The sequence below is a fragment of the Mesorhizobium sp. B3-1-7 genome (assembly GCF_006439385.1).
Classification (GTDB): domain Bacteria; phylum Pseudomonadota; class Alphaproteobacteria; order Rhizobiales; family Rhizobiaceae; genus Mesorhizobium.
Map to the genome: position 1 here is coordinate 79,001 of NZ_VFTL01000017.1, position 22,646 is coordinate 101,646.

Genomic DNA, 22,646 nt, shown 5'->3' on the forward strand with positions numbered 1-22,646 from the left:
TCATTCACCGGGGCGAAAACCGACAAACGCACAGCCGCCGCGGCTGCCCGATTGGCGTACGCTTCACCCTGACGCGGAACGAAAGCTTGATGATGCGAATGGGATATCATGGGGTACTATGGGCGTCAACGGGAATAGGTATCACAAACACGCGCACCACAACCAGAAAGCGCAGGCTGAAGGCACGTCTCGTCTTTATCGTCTATTAAGCCTAACGAAGCGTTTAGAGCCCTCTGGCCCAAAAAGACGCGGCTTGATGCGCACAGCCGGCGCGCATAGCGTCGGTTGAGGTTTTCTGCCCCAACCAAGGATCCAACTGATGTCCGACACTGCGAAGTCACGCGCCGCGACACTTGCCCATCTGCGCAGCGCCGATTTCGCCAAGGGCGATCCCATCCCCTTGCCGCTAACCATGGCTTCGATCTTCCACGCGCCGGGCGACGCGACGGGCTTCGATCAATACGGCCGCTTCAGCAACCCGACCTGGCATGCGGTCGAGCATGCGCTTGGCCATCTGGAAGATGCGCAATGCGTTGCCTTCCCGTCGGGAATGGCCGCGATTTCCGCGGCTTTCTTCGCGCTCGTCAAATCAGGCGACCGCATCCTCTTGCCGTCGGACGGCTATCACACGACGCGCGCGCTGGCCGAGCGTTTCCTGAAAGCGCTCGGCGTCGCCTATGACGTGAGGCCCACGGCAAGCATGCTCGATGGCGGCTTCGCCGGCTACCGGGCGGTCTTCGTCGAAAGTCCGTCGAACCCGCGACTGGACATTTGCGACATCACCGCGGTCGCCAAGGCCGTCCATCTGCAAGGGGGGACCTTGATCGTCGACAACACGACGATGACGCCCTTCGGCCAGCGCCCGCTTGATCTTGGCGCCGACATCGTGGTCTCTGCCGACACCAAGGCGATCAATGGCCATTCCGACGTGCTCTTCGGCCATGTCGCCAGCCGCGATCCGGACATTGTCGCCAGGGTGAAGGATTGGCGCGAGACGGCCGGCGGCATCCCCGGTCCGTTCGAGGCCTGGCTCGTGCATCGCGGCCTCGAAACGCTGGAAGTGCGTTTCGACCGCATGTGCTCGTCGGCCGAAACGATCGCGCGCCGCCTGAAGGACCATCGCGCCGTCAGCGGCCTGCGCTTTCCGGGACTCGAATGCGATGCCTCGCACAATCTGGCGCGCGCCCAGATGGAGCGCTTCGGCTTCCTGATTTCCTTTGAAATCGCCTCCGAAGAACAGGCCGAGGCGTTCATCGACGGCTGTCGGCTTATCGAAGCGGCAACGTCCTTCGGCGGCGTGCACACATCGGCGGAGCGGCGCTCGAAACGCGGCGATGCCGTGCCGCCCGGCTTCGTTCGCCTGGCGATCGGCTGCGAGCCGGTCGAGGAACTGTGGCAGGCGATCGAGGCGTCCCTGGACAAGATTGCAAGCTGAGCAGATCTGTCACGGGTTCACATCATCCGCGTCGATCTTGCGTCGACCGTGTAATACGCGGACAATCTCGATCGCATCGTGATCGACCCGGTACAAGGTAAGGTATTCGCCAACCACCAGATGGCGGATACCGGGCGCGATATCGTCGCGTGGAGCACCTGAAAAAGGATGCGGGCCGAGCAAGCTCCACCTCCTCTCCATGGCGTCTACGAACCGGACCGCGGCATTGGGACTATGGCTGGCGATGTAGTCGCCGATGTCTTCGAGATCGACCGCCGCTTGAGGAAGCAGCCGATATCTCACTCTTCGAAGCCTTTCGCTTCAGCCATCTTGCGATATTTGGCACGCGCTCGTTCGATGACCGACGGACCGTCGAGGGCCGGCCCGCTGTCGATCCCCTCCTGCACCAGTTTCCGCAGCTCTTCGACACTGTAGCCGAGCAGATCGCGCCGCTCCTTCCATTGCCTGAGCGCATCGCGGATCACTTCGCTGGCCGAGGCGTATTCGCCGGCCGCGACCACATCGTCAACCGCAGCTGCCAGCTCCGGCGAAAGTGTGATGCTGCGTTTATCGACCTGGCCCATGATGCGCTCCTGCTCTCCCTTTATGGTACGATTTAATCGCACCAACTTCAAGGAACAGGTCATCGCGTTCAGGGCGATTGCGCCTCACCTTGAATCAAAAGGCACGCCTTCCGGCGTAACCTTCTGATTTCGTGCCGCTACCGCGATTTGAAAAATGCCAGCTGGCCTGTAAGCCGGGTTCTGTATGGCCCTCGCCTTGCGGCGAGAACGTGGCGGCCATTCATCTTGGGCGCATGTTGCCATGCGCCTCACGCAACCTACCCGGACGGTGGGCCGGAAACAGCCCTCGAAGGTTTCCCCTCGCACCGCCCCTATTCGGTTTTGCTCCCGGTGGGGTTTGCCCTGCCGCTCCTGTCGCCAGTCGCGCGGTGGGCTCTTACCCCACCCTTTCACCCTTGCCCCGGCAAATGCCGTGGCGGTTTGCTTTCTGTGGCACTTTCCCTGGGGTCGCCCCCGCCGGCCGTTAGCCGGCACCGTGTCTCCATGGAGCCCGGACTTTCCTCACCCGCAACCTTTCGGTTCTCGCGGGTGCGGCCGCCCGGCCAGCTGGCAAGCGCGTATAAAGGGATTCCCGCCCGAAAACGCAAACGAAAAAGCGCCCGGATGCGCGGCGATTTGGGACAACGACGTGCATGAAGCCGACACGCATTGCCCAAATCCATTTCGGTGGGCCGGCTTAAGCCGGCGAACCAAGCGCCGCCATCTGCACCTTCACCTTGCTGCAATAAGCGGCCGAAACCGGATTCATCCGCCTGGCGCCGTGACCGGCATTGTATTTCAGGATTGTGCCGCAGGTAGTGCCGCCGCCGAGACCCTGCGCCATCGCAAGATACTTCATGCCGAATTTGATGTTGGTGTCGGGATCGAACAGTCCCTTGGTCGAACCGGTATAACCCATCATGCGCGCCGTGGCCGGCTTGATCTGCATGAGGCCGATCTCGCCGGCGCTGCCGACCATGCTCGGCCTGTAGTTGCTTTCGATCTTGATGACGGCTTTGGCCAGCGACACCGGCACGCCGTAGCTTGCGGCATAGCGGGCAACGATCGCCGAATATTGGCCCCCGCCGGCCGCGGCGGGCGCCGCCGGTGCGATCTTGCCGGTGTTGATAGAAGCGGTCGTGGTGAGATCGATCGCCTTTCTGCCGCGTTTGGCACGCTTAGCCGTCGATTTCCCCGCCCTGGTCGCGGCGGCTTTCTGCACCTTTGCCGGGGCTCTCTTGATCTTTGGCGTTTTGCTGCCCGGTACAGCCTTAGTCGTTACGGGGGCAGCGGCAAGGCCATTATCCGCCCGAAGGCTTAGAGGGGCGCTGCTTGCCGGATTGAAGGCAAAACTTATCACTCCGGCAGCAACAGCTGCCGCTACAACGGTCAATTTTTGCATGTAGTCCTGTTCTGTTAGAACCGCGCGAAGAATTTCGCGCAGTTGTGCCAATTCAACATCGGATCATCCGGGGGGATAGATGCCCAACGACTTGCGGGAGAGGCATTTGAAGGCGGAATTGGCGGCAATGAAGGCGACGCAATTCACTTTAAATGACAGATTGTAATTTAAGGAACTTATCGCGACCCCTTGGCGGGGGCTGCCTTTACGGAAGCGAGGAGCCTTTCCAGCGTGCGGAGCGTCGAATTGTCCGCTGCACCATCCACCAGCCGCCGCCGGAAATGTCGCTGGAAGGCCGCTACCACGATTTCCGTCCGCTTGTCGTAGATACCCGACATCTCGACGCCATAGCCATAGAGCGCCAGCATCGACTGCAGCGCCTCGACATCGGCGCCGGTATCGCCGGCCTTGAGTGCGGCGCCGGGCTTTATAGGCGCCGCCGGCACGAGGTGGCCGACGCCCGCCACGAACAGCGCCTTCCACGGAAATTTTTCGCCAGGGTCGACCTTGCGGCCCGGGGCCACGTCCGAATGCGCGAGCACCCTTGCCGCGGGGATCGAATAACGGCCCACGATGCCCGCGCTCAACTCGACCACGGCATCGATCTGTCGCTTCGGAAAAGCCTTGTAGCCCAGCGAATGCCCGGGGTTGACGATCTCGATGCCGACCGAACAGGAGTTGATGTCGGTACGCCCGAGCCAGGAACTCTTGCCGGCATGCCACGCCCGGTCGCTCTCGCGTACCATCTGGACGATGCGGCCGTCCTCATGAACGAGATAATGCGAAGACACTTCGCTCGCCGGATCGCATAGCCACGCCTCGGCGCCGGCCCCGCTTGCCATGCCGGTATAATGCAGCACGATCATGTCCGGTCGAAGCGTCTCGCAGCGTGGACCGAAATTCGGCGACACCCGGACCTCGGCGCCTGGCTGGTCGGGCAGGAACCCGCTCATACGTGTCTGAGGCCCCGCTCGATCATCTCATAGGCGGCGTTGATCGCCGCGACCCTGGTCGTGGCGATCTTGATGAATTCCTGCGGCAAGCCGCGTGCGATCAGCCTGTCGGGATGATTGTCCGAGATGAGCTTGCGGTAGCGTTTCCTGATCTCCTCGAAAGGCTTGCCGCGCTCGATGCCCAGAACGACATAGGGGTCTGCGGCGCCGAGATCGACGTGCCGCGATAGGATCGCTTCGTAATGCACCTCGTCGATCCGGAAGATCTCGGCTATCCGATGCAGGAACTGGCCCTCATGCTCATGAATCAGGCCATCCGCCTTGGCGATATGGAACAGGCCGTCGAGGATATCTTCCAGCATCATGCAGTTGGCATGGCCGGACCCGCAGAGCTGCGCCATGCGCTGGGCATAGATCTCGAAGCCGGCGACGTCCTGCTTGGCGATGTTGTAAAGCCGCGCCACGTTGCGTGTCTCGCTCGGCGGCACTTCGAAGATTTCCTGGAAGGCGCGAACCTCATCCTGCGTGACGATGCCGTCGGCCTTGGCCATCTTGGCCGAGAGCGCGATCATGGCCACGGAGAAGGCCACGCGCCGGCGCAAGTCCGGATCGCCCGAAAACACGGTGCGCACGGCTTCCACGACATCCGCGACGCCCGAGGACGCCGACGACGAAACACGAGCGATGAAGTCGCCAAGACGGTCCCAAATCGACATGCCGGCTTCATAGTGCGAACCGGGCGGTTCTATCAAGCCTGGACGATGCCGCAGGCGATCCGCTGCGCGGGATCGAGAGCGAAAAGGGAAGGCCGGCGCGGCCGGCCTCCCTCGATATTGTCTGTCAGGCTCTTACTGCGCAGGCGCGGCAGGAGCCGGATTTGTTGCCGGAGCCGGTTCAGCGGGCTTCGAAGCGTCGGGCGCAGCCGGCTTCATGGGCTGCTCGTTGGCCGGCGGATTGGTGCTTTGCGTGGTGGTATTGTCGGTGCCGGTGCCACTGTCGCTGCAAGCCGCGACCCCCAGCAGGGCGAGCGCCGAAACAGACGCCAGAATGAGCTTCTTCATGATATCTCTCCTTCAACAGACGCTCACATTTCGGTGAGCGGTCGCAAGAGAAATGCATCAGCAGGCCCGCCGGTTTCGTAACGTTGCATTTCCATGTGTAACATCAACTTGCGATTGCTGGCGCCGAAATCCCGAACTAACAGAACATACGCTCGAAGACATGATGGATAAGCAAAATGCCGGCAGCCGTGGGGACTGGGAAATGGGACTTCTGGATCGACCGCGGTGGCACCTTCACCGACGTCATCGGCCGTGACCCGCAAGGCCGGCTGCATCCCCGAAAACTCCTGTCCGAAAATCCCGAGGCCTATGCGGACGCCGCCATCCAGGGCATCCGCGACCTGTTGGGGTTGAAAACCGGCGCCGCCATTTCCGCAGACGCGATCGGCGACGTCAAAATGGGCACGACCGTTGCCACCAATGCACTGCTCGAGCGCAAGGGCGACCGCGTCCTGCTGCTCATCAGCAAGGGTTTTCGCGACGCCTTGCGCATCGCTTACCAGGCGCGGCCGGACATCTTCGCCAAGGAGATCATCCTGCCGGAGCAGCTTTACGAGCGCGTCATCGAGATCGACGAGCGCGTGCGCGCCGACGGCTGCGTCGAGCGCCTGCTCGACATCGCGGCCTGCCGCCCGGCGATCGAACAGGCCAAGGCCGACGGCATCGACGCGGTCGCCATCGTCTTCATGCATGCCTGGAAATATCCGGATCACGAAAAGGCCGTGGCCAAGGTTTGCCGCAAGATCGGCTTCAGCCAGATTTCGGTCTCTCATGAGGTCTCGCCGCTCATCAAGCTGGTCGGCCGCGGCGACACCACCGTGGTCGACGCCTATCTGTCGCCGATCCTGTCGCGCTATGTGCAGCGGGTAGCCGGCGAACTTGGCGCCGGACCGCGCCTGATGTTCATGATGTCGTCGGGCGGTCTTACCGCCGCCGACCTGTTCCAGGGCAAGGACGCGCTGCTTTCGGGACCGGCCGGCGGGGTCGTCGGCATGGTCGAGACGGCGAAGCTCGCCGGCTTCGAAAAGGTCATCGGCTTCGACATGGGCGGCACTTCGACCGACGTCGCACATTATGACGGCGAATACGAACGCGCCTTCGACACCGAGGTCGCCGGCGTGCGCATCCGCGCGCCGATGATGCGCATCCACACCGTCGCCGCCGGAGGCGGCTCGATCCTGCACTATGAAGCGGGTCGCTTCCGCGTCGGTCCGGATTCCGCCGGCGCCAATCCCGGCCCCGCCGCCTATCGGCGCGGCGGTCCGCTTGCCGTCACCGACGCCAACGTCATGCTCGGCAAATTGCAGCCCGATTTCTTCCCGGCGATCTTTGGCGCGGGCCAGGACCAGCCGCTCGATGTCGGCACGGTTGGCGAAAAATTCGCCGCACTTGCCGCCGAAATCGGCGACGGCCGGACGCCTGAGGCGGTGGCCGAAGGTTTCGTCACTATCGCCGTCGAGAACATGGCCAACGCCATCAAGAAGATCTCGGTGCAGCGCGGCTACGACGTCACCGAGTATCTCCTCAACTGCTTCGGCGGCGCCGGCGGTCAGCATGCTTGCCTGGTTGCCGATGCGCTCGGCATGGAAGCCGTGCTCATCCACCCCTTCTCGGGGCTGCTTTCCGCTTATGGCATCGGCCTCTCGTCGGTCTTCGCCTCGCGCCAGCAGGCGCTGCTGGAGCCGCTCGCGGACGCATCCAGGCCGGCGATCGAAAATCTCATAGGCGCCCTGCGCGGAGTTGTGGTCGCCGAACTTGTGTCTCAGGGCATCGCCGAGAGCGGGATTACCGCCAGGCCAATCCTCCAGATCCGCTACGATGGCACCGACACGGCTCTGCCGGTGAATTTCGAGCACGGCTCGATCCTGCGGGCGAAGGACGATTTCGAGGCCGCGCACAAGGCGCAGTTCGGGTTCGTCTATGAAAACAAGCCGATGATTATCGAGGCTGTAGGGGTGGAGGGCAGCGATGCCGGCGGCGCGGGCCGCGCGGAAACCGAAGCGGAGTTGCAGGATCTTGCCGTTGTTCCTTCCGAGAAGCGGAAAATATTCGCCGAAGGCGAATGGCGCGAGGCCGGCGTCTTTCGTCGCGAAGCCCTTAGGCAGGGCAACAAGGTTGCCGGCCCAGCCCTGATCATCGAACCCAACCAGACCGTTGTTGTCGAACCGGGCTGGCAGGCCGAGATCACCGCAAAGGACCATATTCTCCTGCGCCGAACGAGCAAGAAACGACGGCAGGCCGCACTCGGAACCGAGGCCGATCCGGTGATGCTTGAGGTCTTCAACAACCTCTTCATGTCGATCGCCGAGCAGATGGGCGTGACGCTGCAGAACACCGCCTATTCCGTCAACATCAAGGAACGGCTCGATTTTTCCTGCGCCGTGTTCGACCGCCATGGCGCACTGGTCGCCAATGCGCCGCACATGCCGGTGCATCTGGGCTCCATGGACCGCTCGGTCGAAACCGTCATCCGCCTGAATTCGGCCGACATCCATCCCGGCGACGTCTTCGCCCTCAACGCGCCCTATAATGGCGGAACGCATTTGCCCGACATCACCGTGGTGACGCCTGTCTTCGACGATGCGCGCAAGGAGATCCTGTTCTGGGCTGCCTCGCGCGGCCATCACGCCGATGTCGGCGGCACCGCGCCCGGCTCGATGACGCCGCTTGCGACTACGGTCGATGAGGAAGGCGTGCTGTTCGACAATTTCCGCATCGTCGACCGCGGCCGCTTCCGCGAGACGGAGCTGGAGACGCTGCTGACCGACCACCCCTACCCCGCGCGCAATCCGGCCCAGAACATCGCCGACCTGAAGGCACAGATCGCCGCCAACGAAAAAGGCGTGGCGGAGCTGCGCAAGATGGTCGCGCATTTCGGGCTCGACGTCGTCGAGGCCTATATGGGCCATGTCCAGGACAATGCCGCCGAGAGCGTGCGCCGCGTGATCGAGCGGCTCCCCGACAGCGCGGCGTACGAATACCCCACCGACACCGGCCAGGTGATCAGGGTGAAGATCACCGTCGACCGGCAAAAACGCGAGGCGACCGTCGATTTCACCGGCACGTCGCCGGTGATGAAGAACAACTTCAACGCGCCGGAGCCCGTCGCCCGCGCCGCCGTGCTCTACGCCTTCCGCGTCATGGTCGAGGACATGATCCCGATGAATGCCGGGTGCCTGAGGCCGATCAACATCGTCATCCCCGAAGGCTCGATGCTGAAGCCCGCCTACCCGGCCGCCGTTGTCGCCGGCAATGTCGAGACCTCGCAGCACGTCACCAATGCGCTGTTCGGCGCGATGGGTGCGATTGCCAACGCGCAAGGCACGATGAACAACCTCACCTTCGGCAATAAGAAATACCAGTATTACGAGACGATCTGCTCCGGCTCGCCGGCCGGCCGGATGAATTCGGGACGCGGCTTTGCCGGCACGTCCGGTGTCCATACCCACATGACCAATTCGCGCCTCACCGACCCCGAGGTGCTCGAACTTCGCTTCCCCGTGGTATTGGAGGACTTCCACATCCGCGAGGGCTCCGGCGGCAAGGGCAAGTGGAACGCCGGCGACGGCACCAGGCGCACCATCCGCTTCCTCGAAAAGATGGAATGCGCGATCCTGTCCTCGCACCGCAACCGGCCGCCCCAGGGCCTCGACGGCGGCGGCGATGGCGAGGCGGGCTCGACCAAGGTCAGGCGCAATGACGGATCGGTCGACATCTTGAAGGCCTGCGACCAAACCACGCTCGATGCCGGCGAGACCGTCATCGTCACCACGCCGACGCCGGGAGCATTCGGAAAAGCGTGAAATCAACGTCAGCTTGCCGTCAACAGGCTGTCACCTGCCTGTCATGCCGCTGCGCTACCCGCTTGCGCCAACGCAAACGGGGAATCACCTTTCCATGTCGGACGTATCCGGAGAACTCGTTTATCGTCGAGGCAAGGAAGTCGGAAAGGCGGTCTACCAGAACCGGGCATTGTCGAAGGACGGCATTTCCGAGCGGTTGTTCGCCTTTCTGTTCTCCGGCCTCGTCTATCCGCAGATCTGGGAAGACCCGGATGTCGACATGGAGGCCATGCAGCTCGGCGCGGGCCACCGCATCGTCACAATCGCCTCGGGCGGCTGCAACATTCTGGCCTACCTGACCCGCTCGCCGGCCAGGATCGATGCCGTCGATCTCAATGCCGCGCACATCGCGCTAAACCGCATGAAGCTGGAAGCGGTGCGCCACCTGCCGTCGCAGGGCGATCTCTTCCGCTTCTTCGGCGCCGCCGGCACCAGCCACAATTCCGACGCCTATGATCGCTTCATCGCGCCGCATCTCGATGCGGTCAGCCGCCACTACTGGGAGCGCCGCAGCTGGCGCGGTCGCCGCCGCATCTCGGTCTTCGACCGCAACTTCTACCAGACCGGCCTGCTAGGCCTCTTCATCGCCATGGGCCATCGCGTCGGCAAGCTGTTCGGTGTCGACCCGGCCGGCATCATGAAGGCCGAGAACATCGGCGAGCAGCGCCGTTTCTTCAACGAGGAGCTGGCGCCCGTTTTCGACAAGAAGCTGTTGCGCTGGGCGACGTCGCGGAAAGCCTCGCTGTTCGGCCTCGGCATCCCGCCGGCCCAGTACGATTCGCTGATCACGTCTGGCGACGGTTCGATGGCGAGCGTGCTCAAGGCGCGCCTGGAAAAGCTCGCCTGCGACTTCCCGCTCAAGAACAACTATTTTGCCTGGCAGGCCTTTGCCCGACGTTATCCGCAACCCGGCGAGGCGGCGCTGCCTGCCTATCTGGAACAGAGCAACTACAAGACGATCCGCGACAACATCGACCGCGTCGTCATCCACCACGCCAACCTGATCAAGTTCCTGGGTGCCAAGGACGCCGGCAGCGTCGACCGCTTCGTGCTGCTCGACGCGCAGGACTGGATGACCGACGACCTGCTCAACGCACTGTGGACCGAGATCACCCGCACGGCTTCGGCCGGCGCCCGCGTCATCTTCCGCACCGCGGCCGAGCCCAGCCTGCTGCCCGGCCGCGTCTCCAGTTCGCTTCTCGACCAGTGGACCTACGAGGGCGATGCCTCGCGCGAATTCTCCGCAAAGGACCGCTCGGCGATCTATGGCGGCTTCCACCTCTACGTGAAGCGCGCCGCATGAGCACGACGGAGCTGCCTGCCAGCCATGCCGAACTGATGGACGGCGTCTACCGCTGGCAGCGCCACATCTACGACCTGACCCGCAAATACTACCTGCTCGGCCGCGACCGGCTGATCGACGGGCTGGACGTGCCGCAAGGCGGCACCGTGCTGGAGCTCGGCTGCGGCACCGGCCGCAACATCGTGCTCGCCGCCCGCCGCTACCCGGACGCCCGCTTCTTCGGTTTGGATATCTCGACCGAGATGCTGGAGACGGCGAACGCGACCGTCGCTCGCGAAGGTCTCACGGACAAGGTCAACCTCGCACGCGGCGACGCCACCGATTTCGACGCCAAGGCTCTTTTCGGCATCGAGCATTTCGACCGGGTCTTCGTCTCCTATTCGCTGTCGATGATCCCCCGCTGGGAGAATACCGTATCGGCTCCCCTCGCCGCGCTTGCGCCCGGCGGCTCGCTCCATGTCGTCGATTTCGGCCAGCAGGAAGGCCTGCCACGCTGGTTCAGCGCGTTGCTGCGCGGCTGGCTGCGGAAATTCCATGTCACGCCGCGCGCCTCGCTGCGCGACGTGCTTGAATCGGAATCCGAGCGCACCGGCGCAACCTTCCGTTTCAGAACGCTTTATCGCGGCTATGCCTGGCTGGCGGTGATCAAGATCGCCCACTGAATTTCGCAATTTGAGGCGCCTGTGGCTGTATCGAACGCAATTAACTGAACAATTGCACCCATGACCCAAGGAGTGGTACACTGACCCTGCTTGGAAACATGTGATGATCGTTGGATTTAGAGATGGATGGCTGCGAGCCTTCTTCGTGGATGATACCCACTCCCGCAACATTCCGTCCGATCTCGAAAGCCGCTTGTTTCGCAAGCTCCAGATGATCGACGACGCTGCTACCGACCAGGATTTGCGAGTGCCGCCCAGCAACCACTTCGAAAAGCTGCGCGGCAATCTCGAAGGCTTTCATTCCATACGGGTCAACAAGCAATGGCGGTTGGTTTTCCGCTGGGATGGCGGCCGGGGTGAGGCGTCGGACATCTACTTGGACGACCACAGCTATAAGTGAGGTGAGACATGTTGATGACCGCACGCAAGCCCGCAACGGTTGGGGAAATCCTCACGGAAGAATTCATGCAGCCGCTCGGCCTGACGCAGGCCGCTTTGGCCGAGGCGATGGGAGTCCCGCGCAAGCATGTGAACGAATTGTGCAACGATCGCCGCAGCATTACCGCAGCGACCGCGCTCATTTTGGCGCGGGTGTTCGGCAACAGCCCGGATTTCTGGCTGAACGTCCAGCGCCGCAGCGATCTTTGGCAAGTCATGAACTCGCCTGACGAGCGGGCGCGCGTGGATCGCGCCAAACCTTTGCCGACCGCCGCATAGAGGCCGGCGATTGACCGCCACGCCTCTAATGGAGCGCTTTTGCGAGCGCCCCAACCATCGCTTGTGGACGATAACCGAACTTGGCCGGCGTCAATCCAAGCCGCACCACCACCAACTGCTCCGACGGAATGATCGCCACCGTCTGGCCGTCATGGCCCTCCATCCAATAGGTGTCCTTGGGCAGGCCTGCAGCGACGCCTGCGCCGGGATTTTCCTCATCGCCCGGGCCTTCGATCCAAACCTGGCCTTTGCCGTACACCTTTGAAGCCGGCGCGGGCTCGCGCATCCAGTCGACGAAACCGGCAGGCAGGATCTGGTTTCCGTTCCAGACGCCCCCTTGCAGCAGGAACTGGCCGAAGCGTGCCCAGTCATGCGCCGTGGCGTAGAGATAGGACGAGCCGACGAAAGTCCCCTGCTCGTCGGTCTCGAGCACCGCGCTGTGCATGCCGAGCGGCTCGAACAGCGCCGTGCGCGGCCAGGCCAGCGCCTTGGCCTTGTCGCCGACCGCGTCCTGCCACAGGCGCGACAGCATCACCGCGGTGCCGCTCGAATAGGAAAACACCTTGCCGACCTCGCCGCTCAGCGGCTTGGCCTCGGCGAAGCCTGCCATGTCCGGCTCGAGATAGAGCATGCGCGTCACGTCGGCGACGTCGCCATAATCCTCGTTGAATTCGAGCCCGCTCGACATCGCCATCATGTCGGCAAGGCTGATGGCGGCGCGCCCATCGGCCTTCCACGGCGCGAACAGGCCGTTCTTGTCGACAGCCATCTTGCCGTCCTTGACCAGCGTGCCGACGATCGCGGCATTCACCGTCTTGGTCATCGACCAGCCGAGCAGCGGCGTCTTGGCCGAAAAGCCCTCGCCATAACGCTCGGCGATGACGCGCCCGTTTTTCACCACAACGATCGCTCGCATACCCGTGCCGGCCATGGCGGCATCGTCGACGATCTTCGCCACGTCCGGATTCTGGGAAGCGTCCACGCGCTCGCCATCGGGCCAAAGCGCGTCCGGCTGCGCCGGCGTGGAGGCCGCGGCGCGCAGCGACGTCTGCCTTGCCTTGCCGGTGTCACCATCGGGAAGCGACGCGCAGCCGACGCCGTCGCGCTCGACCGCGACGCTCTTGCCCAGAACCCAGAACAGGCCGGCCGAAACCAGCCCCCTCTCCTTGTCGACGGAGACCTTCATCAGCTTGAGCAGCGGATGGCCCGGCGCCTGCACGTCGACAGCCAGCACCTGCTTGGCGTCGCGGCCGGCGATGAACACGTTCGAGCACACGATCTTGGCCGAATAGCCGGAACCGACGCGGATGAGTTCCGGCGGGGCGAAATAAAGCCAGGCAACGAGCGCGACCACGGCCAGGATCACAAGGCCAAGCAGCCATTTGATGAACTTCACGACAGCCCGCATCATTTCCGCCCTTTGGAGTCTATGGCTCGATTTATGTCATCGATTTGCCGCCATTGCTTCCGCAAAATCATCGGTGTTGTCGAGCGCCGTCAATGGATTATCAACCATGTTCGGCGATCAACGGAGGAGCCGGATAGTCTTGTGGGGCGACAATCCGGAAGGGGCTTGCGCAAGCGACCACCACCAGTGAAGGACCCATCAGCGGCCGGCTGAACCCGGCTTGGGAAATGCCATGCGCCGTCTTGCGGCCATCCTGATGCTTACGCTGCTGGGCGCTTGCTCTACGGTGGACGATCTTTCGCCATTGTCGCCGTCTACGCAGACGGTGGCCGTGCGAGCGCCCAAATTCGAGGACTCAAAGCCGCATGAATGGGACAGCGGCGCGCCGTGGAATTATGCCATCCACGGCACGGATGTCTCCAAATACCAGACCTCCGTCGACTGGCCGACAGCCAGGGCCAGCGGCATCTCCTTCGCCTTCATCAAGGCGACGGAAGGCGGCGACCGCTTCGACGACTATTTCAACGAACACTGGTCGCGCACCAGGGCCGCCGGAGTTCCGCGCGCGGCCTATCATTTCTTCTATTTCTGCACGCCGTCCGAAACCCAGGCGCGCTGGTTCATCGCCAATGTCCCAAGGGACCCGTCGGCGATGCCGCCGGTGCTCGACATGGAATGGAACCCGAAATCGCCGACCTGCAGGCTGCGCCCCGATCCGGCCACCGTGCGCAGCGAAATGACCGTCTTTCTGCAAATGGTCGAGCGCCATTACGGCAAGAAGCCGATCATCTACACCTCGCTCGACTTCTTCGACGACAACCAGTTGGCGACCTTCCGCGGCTATCCCTACTGGCTGCGCTCGGTCGCAGGCCATCCGCGCGAGAAATACGGCAGCCACCCCTTCACCTTCTGGCAGTACACCGGAACCGGCATCGTGCCCGGCATGACCGGCAAATCCGACATCAACGTCTTCAACGGCTCGGAAGCCGCCTGGAAGAAGTGGCTGCGGCAGAACACCCGTTGACATCGGCCGTCCCGCCTGCTTTTCGACACGGCGGGCGGCGAAACATGCAACCGCTGGTAATCCGGAGCGGCGCACTCACGCGAGTGCCTGGCGCGGCTCCTGGGCTTTGAAATCCTCGCATGCGCCTGTCCGATCCCGTCCGGGGTCACGATGGGGCCATGCGCCGGTCTCGAGAGGAAAGCGATGCGATTGCGCGTTGAAATCCTGGCGGCGCTCTTTGTCGGCGCGCTTGCACTGCCCGCGGCGGCGCAGGAATGCGGCGGCGATTTCGAGACCTGGAAGCAGGGCGTGGCGGCCGAAGCCAAGGCCGCCGGGGTCGGCGCCGTCGGCCTCGACGCGCTGGAGGACGCCACCATCGACGAGCGGGCGCTGGCGCGCGACCGCGCCCAGGGCGTCTTCACCCAGACTTTCACCGAATTCTCCAACCGCATGATTTCGGCCTACCGCCTGAAGCAGGGCGCGGCCAATCTGAAGAAATATGCCGAGGTCTTCGACCGCGCCGACAAGGAGTTCGGCGTCCAGCCGGCCATCATCGCCGCCTTCTGGGGGCTGGAGACCGACTTCGGCGCCGTACAGGGCGACTTCCATACGCTGAATGCGCTGGTGACGCTCTCGCATGACTGCCGCCGCCCGCAGCTTTTCCGGCAGCAATTGGTGCCGCTGCTGACGCTTATCGACCGCGGCGTGCTGCCGGCTGACGTCAAGGGCGCCTGGGCCGGCGAGATCGGCCAGACGCAGATCCTGCCGACCGACTATCTGGCCGAGGGCGTCGATGGCGATGGCGACGGCAAGGTCGATCTCAGGGGCAGCGTGCCGGACGTCATCATGACGACCGCCAACAAGGTCATGTCGCGCGGCTGGAAGCGCGACCAGCCCTGGATCCAGGAAGTGCGCGTCCCCGACGACATGCCCTGGGATCAGACTGGCCGCACCAACAAGCTGCCGCTATCGCAATGGGCGCAATGGGGCGTGACCAACCCGAACGGCACGCCGCTCGTCGACAACGGACTGAAAGCCGGCCTGGCGCTGCCGATGGGCCGCAAGGGGCCTGCCTTCCTGGCCTACGACAATTTCGACGTCTACCTGGAATGGAACCAGTCCTTCACCTACGCGCTGACGGCCGCCGTGCTTGCCACGCGCCTTGCCGGCGCGCCGCAATTCGACCCGCGTATGCCCGAGCAAGGCCTGAGCGGCGACCAGATGAAGGCGCTGCAGACCAAGCTCGAGGCCAAGGGATATGACGTGGGCACGGTCGACGGCATCCTGGGCACCAACACGCGCGAAGCTGTCCGCAAGGAGCAGACGCGGCTCGGGTTGCCGGTCGATGGTTGGCCGACGCCGGAATTACTGGCGAAATTGTGAGAATAGTGAATAGTGAATAGTGAATAGTGAATAGTGAATAGTGAATAGTGAATAGTGAATAGTGAATAGTGAATAGCAGGAAAATCACCCATATATGAGTGAGGTCAATCCGAATTACCACTCACTACTCACTATTCACTACTCACTACTCACTACTCACTACTACTCACTATTCCCCATTCACTAATCCGCCATCGTCTCCAAACTCGCAAAGCCCTGCGGCGCGTCGCCTTCGTCGAACGGCGTCGTCACCTCGACGAAAGTGTCGGGATAGAACCCATTGAAACGCGTCCTGAGCGACAGCGAATAGGCGCCGATATGGCCGATCTCGATCCAGTCGCCGGTGTCGACCGTTTCCGGCAGCCAGAATGGCCTGGACAGAATGTCGACGGAATCGCAGGTCGCGCCGCAGACCTTGAACGGCACGATGTTTTTTTCCGCGCCGTTGCGTGTGCGGATCGCCGGATCGGGAATGAAGCGCGCCGGCAGCGTGATCTTGCCGGTCCATGAATCCGACAGCGAGGCCCAGATGCCATCATTGATGTAGAGACGCTTGCCCTTGCGCAACAGCACCCGCACGATCAGCGACAGGCAGCGCGCCACGATCACGCGGCCGGGCTCGGCCACCAGCGGCATCTGGTCGAACTGATACTCTTTCAGGTCGCCGGCAAGCCGCGACATCAGTTGGCCGAGCGACGGCATCTCGACCTGCTTGCGATTGGGATCGTGGCCGTATTCGGCGGGGAAGCCGCCGCCCACATCGAGCCCGGCAATGTCGAAGGTCAAGCGGTTGCGCACCCAGTCGGCCGAGGCGAGCGCCCGCTCATAGGTATCGGGATCCTCGATCTGGCTGCCGACATGGAAGCAGAGCCCCACCTTGTAACCGGTGCGGTTCAGCCGCTCGGCAAGCTCGACCGCGTTGGCCGGCCCGGCGCCGAATTTCTTCGACAATTCGTAAGCCGCATGGCCCTTGGTCTGGATGCGCACGAAGACGGTGATGGCGCCCGGATCGATATCGAGCGCCCGCACAACGCGCGTCAGCTTGGTGATCTCGTCTTCATGGTCGAGCGAGATCACCCGGATGCCGTATTTCTCCAGCGCCAGCTTGATATCCGACTGCGCCTTGACCGGATGCATGTAGAGCATCTCGGCATCCGCCGAGACCGCGCGCACGGCGGCGAACTCGCCCGGCGAAGCGACGTCGAAAGTGCTGACGCCGGCCTCGACCAATGTCTTCAGCACGATCTGCTCGCCATTGGTTTTCACTGCATAAGCGGTCTTGCCGGGGAACATCCCCATGAACTGCAAGGCATCCGCCTTCAGCACCTGCGGGCGGAAACAGTAGACCGGGTCGTCCGGACGAAGCGCCAGTGCCGCCTCACGGGCATTTTCGAATCGCTGCATGGACGAATCCTCAGGTCTGGAGCGCGCACAATTAATCCTAGCTAGCTGCCAAAGAAAACAGTTCTGTGTCTCGCCATACCGCGCGGCCGGCCGCACTTTTTGCCAACGCTAAACCACCGGTCAGGTTTCGGGTGGCTCTTGCCGCCGAACCCGATAACGGTTGTTGAGATGTCTGACGGGCTGAGATTGCGATTGGCTCCGGGGAGGAACACGACATGTCGATTACGGCCGGCGCCGCGCCGACGCGCGGACCGATGGCGCTCAAGGATTGGGCGCAGCTTCTCCTGCTCGGCGCGATCTGGGGCGGTTCGTTCTTCTTTGCCCGCATCGCAGTATCGGAAATCCACCCGCTGGCGCTGGTGCTGTTCCGCGTCGCTATCGCCGCGGCAGCGCTTCAGCTCTATCTGGCGGTCCGCGGCCCTTCGTTCCGGCTCGCCTTCCCGCATGCCGGCCTGTTCTTCCTGCTGGCGCTCACCAACAATGTCGTGCCGTTCTCGCTGATTTTCGCCGGCCAGACGCAACTCGGCGCCGGCATCGCCTCGGTGCTCAATGCGACGACGCCGTTCTGGACGCTGATCCTGGCCAATGCGCTCACCACCGACGAGAAGCTGTCCTGGAACAAGCTGGCCGGCATCGCGCTCGGTGTCGCCGGCACCGCGGTGATGATCGGACCTGGCCTGCTTGCCGGGCTTGGCGGACCGGTCTGGGCCAAGTTCGCATTGATCGGCGCGTCGCTCTCCTACGCCGTCGCCCTGATGATCGCGCGCCGCTTCAAGGGCGTGCCTTCGCCGGTCATCGCCACCGGGCAACTGACCGCATCGACCATCATCATGATCCCCATCGTGCTGATCGCCTATGGTCCGGCGGGGTTGTTCTCGGCCTCGCCGCCCGTCTGGGCCGCGGTGCTGGGCCTGGCGCTGCTGTCCACCGCCTTCGCCTACATCCTCTATTTCAACCTCGTCGCCTCGGCCGGCGCCACCAATGCCTCGCTGGTCACCCTCGTCGTGCCGGTCAGCGCGGTGCTGCTCGGCTTCCTGTTCCTCGGCGAGCGGCTGGCGCTGTTCGAGGTCGGTGGCATGACGCTGATCGGCCTCGGCCTCATCACCATCGATGGGCGGCTGTTCGGCAAATGGTAGCGGTGTCATGCCACACCGCCGCCACAATTTATTCACAACCCCCGAGCCGGTTTTTGCCGAAGAGTTTCAACGGCTAATGGCAAATCCCAGGTCGCAAATTCCACAATCATGTCGCATTGCAGCACGTTTTCCGCTTGCCTGTGGCACAAATGACCCTAGACTCCTGCCATAGCTCTGAAGAGGAGGCTATGACATGGGACTGACGAGGCCGATCAACGCTTTGATGATTTGTGCCGCATTCGCATTCATCGGTGCCCTTATCATAGGCGTTCTTCCCTGACCCGCCAAAGCCGGGAAGACCAGCACCGAGAATAGTCCAAACAGTTCGAAAAGGCCGGGTTCTACCCGGCCTTTTCCGTTTCCGCCGGGCTCAAGCCGCGGCCGAACCGGCCGCCTCAGCCTCATGCGAGCGGATGCCGATCATGTGGCAGACGGCAAAGACGAGATCGGCGCGGTTCATCGTGTAGAAATGGAAATCGCCAACGCCGCGCTCGACAAGGTCGAGCACCTGTTCGGCCGCCACGGCCGAAGCCACCAGCGCATGCGTCTGCGGGTCGTTCTCCAGCCCCTCGAAACGCTCGGCCAGCCAGGCCGGCACCAGCGCCCCGCAGCGCGACGAGAAATTGGCGACCTGGGTGAAATTGTGCACCGGCAGGATGCCCGGCACGATCGGGATGTAGATGCCGGCGCGCCGCGCCCGCTCGACATAGCGCTCGTAAAGGTCATTGTCGAAGAAGAACTGGGTGATCGCCCGCGTCGCGCCATTGTCGGCCTTGCGCTTCAGCATGTCGATGTCGGTGGCGAAATCCGGGCTTTCCGGATGCTTTTCCGGATAGGCGGAGACCGAGATGTCGAAATCGCCGACGCTCTTCAGCGCCCCGACCAGTTCGGCGCCATTGGCGTAGCCGTCGGGATGCGGACGGTAGCTTGTCCCCACACCTGCCGCCGGATCGCCGCGCAGCGCCACGAAGCGTTTGACGCCCATGTCGGCGAACTCGCGGATGACCGTGTCGACCTGATCGCGGGCGGCATCGACGCAGGTCATATGCGCCGCGGGCGTCAGCGACGTCTCGTTGAGGATGCGCTTGACCGTGCGCGCCGTGCGCGAGCGGGTCGAGCCGCCGGCGCCATAGGTCACCGAGACGAATTTCGGCTTGAGCGGCTCCAGCCTTGTGACCGTGTCCCAGAGCCTCACTTCCATCTCGTCGGTTTTCGGCGGAAAGAATTCGAACGAAACCCGGACCTTGTCGCCGATGTCGGGACGGCGGGAAAAGCGGAACTGGTTCATCAGGCTGTTTCCCTCACTGGCAAGGAATCGTTGGATGGATCGGCGATCAGCAGCCGGCGGTCGCGGCCGAGCCAGAGCTTGACGGTGAGCCTTGCCTCGTTGCCGCCACGCGGCTCGAATTCCTGGCTGTCCTCGAGGTCGAGGCCGGCCTCCCCGAACCATTCCGAAATCTGCCGGTCGGAAAAGCCGAGCCGCATGTGAGCGTGCTGGTCGCGCAGGAATTCAAGCTCATGTGGCGCGAAGTCGACGACGATCAGTCGGCCCGATGGCCGCAGCAGCCTCGCCGCTTCGGCGATCGCGCGGGCCGGATCGTCGAGATAGTGCAGCACCTGGTGGATGGTGACGAGGTCGAAGGCGTTGCGCTCGACCGGCGGCGAGAAGATATCGCCCTGGCGCACCTGCGCATTGGCGATGCCGGCCTTGTCGAGATTGGCGCGCGCCACGGTCAGCATCTCGCGCGACATGTCGATGCCGACGCCGCGCCGGTAGAGCGGCGCGAAGATTTCGAGCAGCCGGCCGGTGCCGGTGCCGAGATCGAGCATCGACTGGAACGGCCGCTTGCCGACAAGCTTGATGAGCGCCGCTTCCACCGCGCGGTCCGGTACATGGAGCGAGCGGATATGATCCCAACTCGCGGCATTCTCGGAGAAATATTCGGCAGCCCGGTCCTGCCTTTTGCGCTTCACCGCCGCCAAACGCTCGAGATCGCGCACCACCTGCGGATCGGCCTCTCTTATGGCCGAGACCAGACGCTGTACGAAATCGCGCGAATTATCCGTATCGGTCAGCCTGAAGAAGGCCCAGGACCCTTCCTGGTAGCGGCCGATCAGCCCGGCATCGAGCAGCAGCTTCAGATGACGCGAGACCCGCGGCTGCGACTGTCCAAGGATCTCCGTGAGGTCGGAGACGGTAAGATCGCCGCGCGAAAGCAGCACCAGGATGCGCAGCCGGCTGGATTCGGCCGCCGCCTTCAATGTATCTACCATTGTGTCGAGCGAGACATGCATGAGCGGGTTCTCGTTGAAAGATATAAAGATATGTTTATGTCGATTTTGAAACCCTGGCAAGCGCTATGTCGCTTCCGGACAAGAAAATGGCGCAGCCGCGATTCGCGCCGGGCAAGCGGCTCTTCCGCGGGATGAACAGGATGTTTGAGACGCGCCAAGGCGAAACACTTCTTGCGGCCGACCCGGCGGAGCTGCGGCCGGACGGTCATGTCGTCTTCATCGGCCGCATTGTCTCGCCCTGGGCGGTCCGCAAGGAGTGCCCGAAGAACATGCGCGCCGCCCGCGAAACCAGGCGGCCCGCGACAATCCTGATCGACGAGCCCTATCGCCCGGGGCTGCAAAACCTGGAACGCGCCAGCCACATCGTCATCCTGTCCTGGCTCCATCACGCGCCGCGGAATCTGATTGTGCAAAAACCGCGCCATGCGGCTGAACCGAAAGGCGTTTTCTCGCTGCGTTCCCCTGCCCGGCCGAACCCTGTCGGCCTGCATGTGGCGAAGCTCGTCGCTTTCGACATCCAGGCCGGCCGGATCGAGATCGACGCCATCGATGTGCTCGACGGCACGCCGGTCATCGACATCAAGCCCTACTACGCCTCGACCGATGCGTTCCCCGAGGCGACCATCGCCGGGCGCGACGAGAAATGAGCGCCCCCACCGGCCGCCGCCGCGCGATTGCCAAGGCGCTGACCGCACTGTTGCCGCTCGCCCCTTACGCCGACATGGAAAAGATCCGCGCCGACGCCGGTTCGGTGCATATGAAGAGCTTGCCGCCGACGATCGCGGTGTGGCTGGCCGCCATCGCCCATATCCGCCATGTCCACACCGATTACGAAAAGCTTCTGGCCGAAGGCTATGATCGGGATTCGGCGCGCTTCTTCGTCATCGAGCAGACCAATATGGTGCTGACCCGCTGGCGGGCAACGCGCCTGCTCGAGGAAGACGACGAGGACGAGTGAGGTCGGCGCGATCACCGGACGTCTGATCGTGCTCTATCCCTGACCCTGCCGCCAAATAAATCCGGCAGCGCCTCTGGAAAAACGCCCAAGGCGCCGTACATGCAGCAAACGGAGCATCCTCCGTTTGCATCCGGAATACACCGTCACCACAGCAATTCCAGGGAAAGCGCGCAGCGGTTTCCGCCCGGAATTACACAAAAACAACGACTTGGAGTGGCTCGGCGATCCTGAGAGCGCCGCACGGCTCCAGGGGCAAGGATCACAGATCATGACTGATAAGGTTTGGTTCATCACCGGATCGTCGAAGGGTTTTGGCCGCGTCTGGGCCGAGGCCGCGCTCGCCCGTGGCGACCACGTCGCCGCCACCGCGCGCGATGCCGGCTCGCTCGCCGATCTCGTCGAGGAATATGGCGACAAGATCGCCGCCATAAAGCTCGACGTCACCGACAAGCAAGCTGTCGACGCCGCGATTTCCGAAGCGCACAAGCGTTTCGGCCGGCTCGACGTCGTCATCAACAATGCAGGCTACGGCCATTTCGGCGCCATCGAGGAAGTCACCGAGCAGGAAGCGCGCGACCAGATCGAGACCAACGTCTTCGGCGCGCTTTGGGTGACGCAAGCCGCGCTGCCCATCATGCGGGCGCAGCGCTCCGGCCACATCATCCAGATATCCTCGATCGGCGGCGTCAACGCCTTCGCCTCGATCGGCCTTTACCACGCCTCGAAATGGGCGCTGGAAGCCTTCAGTCAGTCGCTCAGCCTCGAAGTCGCGGAGTTCGGCATCCACGTCACCCTTGTCGAGCCGGGCGGCTTCTCCACGGACTGGGCCGGGCCGTCGGCCAGGGTCTCCAAGCCGTTGGACGCCTATGAGCCGGTCCGCGCAGCGATGGCCGAGCGCCGCAGCCGTTCCGTCGCTGGCGATCCGCAAGCGACCGGCCCGGCGATGCTGGCGATCGTCGATGCCGCCGAGCCGCCGCTCAGGGTCTTCTTCGGCGACGGCGGACTGCCGATGATCCGGCAGGAATATGCCAACCGCATCGCCACTTGGGAGAAATGGGATCACGTCTCGGTAATGGCGCAGGGCGCCAACAAGAACCGCAAGGCGGCCTAACCGGGAACGC

The 22,646-nt window shown here is 63.3% G+C and carries 22 protein-coding genes and 1 other RNA gene; 12 read left to right on the forward strand and 11 right to left on the reverse strand.

Going from position 1 to position 22,646, the window contains the following annotated elements; all coding sequences use genetic code 11:
• Positions 1–319: 319 nt before the first annotated feature.
• Positions 320–1,435: a cystathionine gamma-lyase gene (locus tag FJ417_RS15855; RefSeq protein ID WP_140784099.1), complete on the forward strand. Its 1,116-nt coding sequence runs from the start codon at positions 320–322 to the stop codon at positions 1,433–1,435.
• A 9-nt stretch (positions 1,436–1,444) separates the two neighbouring features.
• On the opposite strand, the gene FJ417_RS15860 is transcribed toward FJ417_RS15855, so the two are convergent.
• The 7 genes from FJ417_RS15860 to FJ417_RS15890 form a co-directional block, all read right to left on the reverse strand.
• Positions 1,445–1,738, reverse strand: coding sequence for a type II toxin-antitoxin system RelE/ParE family toxin (locus tag FJ417_RS15860; RefSeq protein WP_140784100.1), 294 nt, complete (start codon positions 1,736–1,738; stop codon positions 1,445–1,447).
• A complete protein-coding gene (locus FJ417_RS15865) occupies positions 1,735–2,019 on the reverse strand; it encodes a type II toxin-antitoxin system ParD family antitoxin (RefSeq protein WP_140630896.1) in 285 nt (94 codons plus the stop codon). The genes FJ417_RS15860 and FJ417_RS15865 overlap by 4 nt, the downstream gene beginning before the upstream one ends.
• Before the next feature lie 153 nt (positions 2,020–2,172).
• An RNA gene (rnpB, locus tag FJ417_RS15870) (RNase P RNA component class A) lies at positions 2,173–2,569 on the reverse strand.
• 126 nt (positions 2,570–2,695) lie between these two features.
• Positions 2,696–3,400, reverse strand: coding sequence for a transglycosylase SLT domain-containing protein (locus FJ417_RS15875; RefSeq protein ID WP_140784145.1), 705 nt, complete (start codon positions 3,398–3,400; stop codon positions 2,696–2,698).
• Positions 3,401–3,576: 176 nt separating this feature from the next.
• Positions 3,577–4,353, reverse strand: a complete 777-nt coding sequence (locus FJ417_RS15880) for an N-acetylmuramoyl-L-alanine amidase (protein WP_140784101.1) — start codon at positions 4,351–4,353, stop codon at positions 3,577–3,579.
• Positions 4,350–5,069, reverse strand: coding sequence for a DnaJ family molecular chaperone (locus tag FJ417_RS15885; RefSeq protein ID WP_140784102.1), 720 nt, complete (start codon positions 5,067–5,069; stop codon positions 4,350–4,352). The genes FJ417_RS15880 and FJ417_RS15885 overlap by 4 nt, the downstream gene beginning before the upstream one ends.
• 132 nt (positions 5,070–5,201) lie before the next feature.
• Positions 5,202–5,414 (reverse strand): hypothetical protein, encoded by a 213-nt coding sequence (locus FJ417_RS15890; RefSeq protein ID WP_140784103.1) that lies wholly within the window; start codon positions 5,412–5,414, stop codon positions 5,202–5,204.
• 176 nt (positions 5,415–5,590) lie between these two features.
• Here FJ417_RS15890 and FJ417_RS15895 point away from each other — a divergent pair, with 176 nt between their 5' ends.
• The 5 genes from FJ417_RS15895 to FJ417_RS15915 all read left to right on the forward strand — a co-directional run bounded on the left by FJ417_RS15895 (position 5,591) and on the right by FJ417_RS15915 (position 11,938).
• Positions 5,591–9,217 carry a hydantoinase B/oxoprolinase family protein gene (locus tag FJ417_RS15895; protein WP_140784104.1) on the forward strand — a complete coding sequence of 1,209 codons (3,627 nt, stop codon included), beginning with the start codon at positions 5,591–5,593 and terminating at the stop codon, positions 9,215–9,217.
• Positions 9,218–9,260: 43 nt separating this feature from the next.
• A complete protein-coding gene (locus FJ417_RS15900) occupies positions 9,261–10,559 on the forward strand; it encodes a DUF3419 family protein (RefSeq protein WP_140784105.1) in 1,299 nt (432 codons plus the stop codon).
• Complete coding sequence (locus FJ417_RS15905) at positions 10,556–11,221, forward strand: class I SAM-dependent methyltransferase (protein ID WP_140784106.1); 666 nt, start codon at positions 10,556–10,558, stop codon at positions 11,219–11,221. Before FJ417_RS15900 ends, FJ417_RS15905 begins: the two co-directional genes overlap by 4 nt.
• Positions 11,222–11,324: 103 nt before the next feature.
• Entirely contained in the window at positions 11,325–11,621 is a 297-nt protein-coding gene (locus FJ417_RS15910) for a type II toxin-antitoxin system RelE/ParE family toxin (protein WP_140784107.1), read from the forward strand.
• Positions 11,622–11,629: 8 nt separating this feature from the next.
• Entirely contained in the window at positions 11,630–11,938 is a 309-nt protein-coding gene (locus tag FJ417_RS15915; protein WP_140657469.1) for a HigA family addiction module antitoxin, read from the forward strand.
• 25 nt (positions 11,939–11,963) lie between these two features.
• Here FJ417_RS15915 and FJ417_RS15920 read toward each other — a convergent pair whose 3' ends face one another.
• Complete coding sequence (locus tag FJ417_RS15920; protein ID WP_140784108.1) at positions 11,964–13,346, reverse strand: serine hydrolase; 1,383 nt, start codon at positions 13,344–13,346, stop codon at positions 11,964–11,966.
• 232 nt (positions 13,347–13,578) lie between these two features.
• Here FJ417_RS15920 and FJ417_RS15925 point away from each other — a divergent pair, with 232 nt between their 5' ends.
• Together FJ417_RS15925 and FJ417_RS15930 are read left to right on the forward strand one after the other, a co-directional pair.
• Entirely contained in the window at positions 13,579–14,370 is a 792-nt protein-coding gene (locus FJ417_RS15925; RefSeq protein ID WP_140784109.1) for a GH25 family lysozyme, read from the forward strand.
• Between the two features lie 183 nt (positions 14,371–14,553).
• Positions 14,554–15,732: a lytic murein transglycosylase gene (locus FJ417_RS15930; protein ID WP_140647572.1), complete on the forward strand. Its 1,179-nt coding sequence runs from the start codon at positions 14,554–14,556 to the stop codon at positions 15,730–15,732.
• A gap of 183 nt (positions 15,733–15,915) precedes the next feature.
• Here FJ417_RS15930 and FJ417_RS15935 read toward each other — a convergent pair whose 3' ends face one another.
• A complete protein-coding gene (locus tag FJ417_RS15935) occupies positions 15,916–17,136 on the reverse strand; it encodes an alanine racemase (RefSeq protein WP_140657476.1) in 1,221 nt (406 codons plus the stop codon).
• Positions 17,137–17,351: 215 nt separating this feature from the next.
• Between FJ417_RS15935 and FJ417_RS15940 the strand changes: the two genes are divergently transcribed.
• The gene (locus FJ417_RS15940; RefSeq protein WP_140784110.1) at positions 17,352–18,272 is read left to right on the forward strand and encodes a DMT family transporter; all 921 of its coding nucleotides are present in this window, start codon (positions 17,352–17,354) and stop codon (positions 18,270–18,272) included.
• Between the two features lie 370 nt (positions 18,273–18,642).
• Here FJ417_RS15940 and metF read toward each other — a convergent pair whose 3' ends face one another.
• On the reverse strand, positions 18,643–19,560 hold the full coding sequence (gene metF, locus FJ417_RS15945; RefSeq protein WP_140784111.1) for a methylenetetrahydrofolate reductase [NAD(P)H]: 918 nt from the start codon (positions 19,558–19,560) through the stop codon (positions 18,643–18,645).
• Entirely contained in the window at positions 19,560–20,567 is a 1,008-nt protein-coding gene (locus tag FJ417_RS15950) for a metalloregulator ArsR/SmtB family transcription factor (RefSeq protein WP_140784112.1), read from the reverse strand. The genes metF and FJ417_RS15950 overlap by 1 nt, the downstream gene beginning before the upstream one ends.
• Before the next feature lie 140 nt (positions 20,568–20,707).
• On the opposite strand from FJ417_RS15950, the gene tsaA reads away from it, so the two are divergent.
• The 3 genes from tsaA (at position 20,708) to FJ417_RS15965 (ending at position 22,636) form a co-directional block, all read left to right on the forward strand.
• Positions 20,708–21,214: a tRNA (N6-threonylcarbamoyladenosine(37)-N6)-methyltransferase TrmO gene (tsaA, locus tag FJ417_RS15955; RefSeq protein WP_140784113.1), complete on the forward strand. Its 507-nt coding sequence runs from the start codon at positions 20,708–20,710 to the stop codon at positions 21,212–21,214.
• Positions 21,211–21,525, forward strand: a complete 315-nt coding sequence (locus FJ417_RS15960; protein WP_140647578.1) for a DUF2293 domain-containing protein — start codon at positions 21,211–21,213, stop codon at positions 21,523–21,525. Before tsaA ends, FJ417_RS15960 begins: the two co-directional genes overlap by 4 nt.
• A gap of 268 nt (positions 21,526–21,793) precedes the next feature.
• Positions 21,794–22,636, forward strand: coding sequence for an SDR family oxidoreductase (locus FJ417_RS15965; protein WP_140784114.1), 843 nt, complete (start codon positions 21,794–21,796; stop codon positions 22,634–22,636).
• Positions 22,637–22,646 lie beyond the last annotated feature (10 nt).

Coding starts and splice junctions, on each gene's coding strand:
- FJ417_RS15855 (WP_140784099.1), top strand. CDS start 320: ATGTCCGACACTGCGAAGTCACGCGCCGCGACACTTGCCCATCTGCGC.
- FJ417_RS15865 (WP_140630896.1), bottom strand. CDS start 2,019: ATGGGCCAGGTCGATAAACGCAGCATCACACTTTCGCCGGAGCTGGCA.
- FJ417_RS15875 (WP_140784145.1), bottom strand. CDS start 3,400: ATGCAAAAATTGACCGTTGTAGCGGCAGCTGTTGCTGCCGGAGTGATA.
- FJ417_RS15880 (WP_140784101.1), bottom strand. CDS start 4,353: ATGAGCGGGTTCCTGCCCGACCAGCCAGGCGCCGAGGTCCGGGTGTCG.
- FJ417_RS15885 (WP_140784102.1), bottom strand. CDS start 5,069: ATGTCGATTTGGGACCGTCTTGGCGACTTCATCGCTCGTGTTTCGTCG.
- FJ417_RS15890 (WP_140784103.1), bottom strand. CDS start 5,414: ATGAAGAAGCTCATTCTGGCGTCTGTTTCGGCGCTCGCCCTGCTGGGG.
- FJ417_RS15895 (WP_140784104.1), top strand. CDS start 5,591: ATGCCGGCAGCCGTGGGGACTGGGAAATGGGACTTCTGGATCGACCGC.
- FJ417_RS15900 (WP_140784105.1), top strand. CDS start 9,261: ATGCCGCTGCGCTACCCGCTTGCGCCAACGCAAACGGGGAATCACCTT.
- FJ417_RS15905 (WP_140784106.1), top strand. CDS start 10,556: ATGAGCACGACGGAGCTGCCTGCCAGCCATGCCGAACTGATGGACGGC.
- FJ417_RS15910 (WP_140784107.1), top strand. CDS start 11,325: ATGATCGTTGGATTTAGAGATGGATGGCTGCGAGCCTTCTTCGTGGAT.
- FJ417_RS15915 (WP_140657469.1), top strand. CDS start 11,630: ATGTTGATGACCGCACGCAAGCCCGCAACGGTTGGGGAAATCCTCACG.
- FJ417_RS15920 (WP_140784108.1), bottom strand. CDS start 13,346: ATGCGGGCTGTCGTGAAGTTCATCAAATGGCTGCTTGGCCTTGTGATC.
- FJ417_RS15925 (WP_140784109.1), top strand. CDS start 13,579: ATGCGCCGTCTTGCGGCCATCCTGATGCTTACGCTGCTGGGCGCTTGC.
- FJ417_RS15930 (WP_140647572.1), top strand. CDS start 14,554: ATGCGATTGCGCGTTGAAATCCTGGCGGCGCTCTTTGTCGGCGCGCTT.
- FJ417_RS15935 (WP_140657476.1), bottom strand. CDS start 17,136: ATGCAGCGATTCGAAAATGCCCGTGAGGCGGCACTGGCGCTTCGTCCG.
- FJ417_RS15940 (WP_140784110.1), top strand. CDS start 17,352: ATGTCGATTACGGCCGGCGCCGCGCCGACGCGCGGACCGATGGCGCTC.
- metF (WP_140784111.1), bottom strand. CDS start 19,560: ATGAACCAGTTCCGCTTTTCCCGCCGTCCCGACATCGGCGACAAGGTC.
- FJ417_RS15950 (WP_140784112.1), bottom strand. CDS start 20,567: ATGCATGTCTCGCTCGACACAATGGTAGATACATTGAAGGCGGCGGCC.
- tsaA (WP_140784113.1), top strand. CDS start 20,708: ATGTTTGAGACGCGCCAAGGCGAAACACTTCTTGCGGCCGACCCGGCG.
- FJ417_RS15960 (WP_140647578.1), top strand. CDS start 21,211: ATGAGCGCCCCCACCGGCCGCCGCCGCGCGATTGCCAAGGCGCTGACC.
- FJ417_RS15965 (WP_140784114.1), top strand. CDS start 21,794: ATGACTGATAAGGTTTGGTTCATCACCGGATCGTCGAAGGGTTTTGGC.